The organism is Hymenobacter agri, assembly GCF_054778495.1.
Genome location: NZ_BAAGZM010000883.1, coordinates 1 through 1,324, shown reverse-complemented (window position 1 = coordinate 1,324; position 1,324 = coordinate 1). Strand labels below are relative to the sequence as shown.

At 65.3% G+C, this 1,324-nt stretch carries 3 protein-coding genes; 1 reads left to right on the top strand and 2 read right to left on the bottom strand.

Annotated features, from left to right (window positions below; all coding sequences use genetic code 11):
• Positions 1 to 100, bottom strand: a 100-nt coding sequence (locus tag ACYVDE_RS23075) for an NAD-dependent epimerase/dehydratase family protein (RefSeq protein WP_460503876.1), incomplete at its 3' end; no start/stop codon positions are given.
• Between the two features lie 134 nt (positions 101 to 234).
• Between ACYVDE_RS23075 and ACYVDE_RS23070 the strand changes: the two genes are divergently transcribed.
• The gene (locus tag ACYVDE_RS23070) at positions 235 to 1,092 is read left to right on the top strand and encodes a DUF2911 domain-containing protein (RefSeq protein ID WP_460503874.1); all 858 of its coding nucleotides are present in this window, start codon (positions 235 to 237) and stop codon (positions 1,090 to 1,092) included.
• Between the two features lie 77 nt (positions 1,093 to 1,169).
• Here the strand turns inward: ACYVDE_RS23070 and ACYVDE_RS23065 are convergent, their stop codons facing one another.
• Positions 1,170 to 1,322, bottom strand: a complete 153-nt coding sequence (locus tag ACYVDE_RS23065; RefSeq protein ID WP_460503875.1) for a T9SS type A sorting domain-containing protein — start codon at positions 1,320 to 1,322, stop codon at positions 1,170 to 1,172.
• Positions 1,323 to 1,324 lie beyond the last annotated feature (2 nt).

Here is a 1,324-nt window from a genome sequence, read left to right as displayed (position 1 = left end):
GGTCGCGCACGAGGCACACCACATCGTGGCCCGCGGCGGCCAGCAGCGGCAGCAGGCGCTGGCCAATATAGCCGGTGGCTCCGGTGAGAAGGATTTTCATGCGGCGAGTAATAGCAGGCTGAGGTGGCAGGGCTGGCAACGGGACCGTCGTCGTTGAACGAGGCATCGCGCCGGGTTGTTGGCCGCCCGCGTGCGCCGCTTGCAACTTCGGCGGCGGGCCGGCCTCTTTCGCCTATGAAACACGCCCTACAACTGCTCGCCGCCGGCCTGCTGCTGGTGCCTGCCGCCCACGCCCAGCCCAAGCTCAGTATTCCACCTCTGAGCCCAACCACGCGCATCCACCAGAATTTTTCCACCTCCTACGTCGACCTGACGTACTCGCGGCCCTCGCTGCGCGGGCGCACGGCCTTCGGGGGCCTGATTCCCTACGGCACGGTGTGGCGGCTCGGGGCCAATACCATCACCAAAGTGCGCTTCGGGGAGGAAGTGAAAATAGCTGGCCAGGTGGTGCCGGCCGGCGCCTACGCGCTGCTGGCCATTCCCGAAGCGAAGGAGTGGACCTTCATTCTGAACCGCGACACCGCCCAGTGGGGCACGTACGACTACAAGCAGGCCCTCGACGTGCTACGCGTGAAGGCGAAGCCCACGAAGCTCGCCGCCCCGGTCGAAACCATGAGCCTGGCCGTGGAAAATCTCAAGCCCGCCTCCGCCGACCTCGTGCTGAGCTGGGACCGCACGCAGGTAGCGCTGCCCATTGTAGCCGACCCCGACCGCGTGGTAATGGGCCAGATTGAGCAAGCCATGAAAGGCGACAAAAAGCCGTACTACGCCGCCGCCCAGTACTACTACAGCACCGGCAAAGACCTGAGCCCCGCCGTGGCCTGGCTCGATGAAGCCATCAAGGCCAGTCCCAGCTATTACGGCTATTACCGGAAGGCCAGGCTGCTGCAGAAGCAAGGGAAAAACCAGGAAGCCATTGCCGCCGCCAACAAGTCGCTGGAGCTCGTGAAGGAGGACAAAAACGAGGTGTCGCGAGCCGAGTACACGCGTCTGAATCAGGAAGTGCAGGCCGCCGCCGGTGCCCGAAAATAGCCTGTCGGCCTGGTCCTGCTCATGCAAAAGGCCCCGCACGAACGTGCGGGGCCTTTTCGTTTGTCACCCAGCGGTGGCTACTGCACCACCACTTTCTGGCGGGCCGTGCCGCTGGCGGCGTCTACTTCGAGTAGGTAGAGGCCGGCGGGCTCGTGGCTCAGGTCGAGCTGCAGCTCGGGGCTGGCCGTCCAGGGCAGCTGCCGCACTAGGCGGCCGGTGGCATCGAGCACGC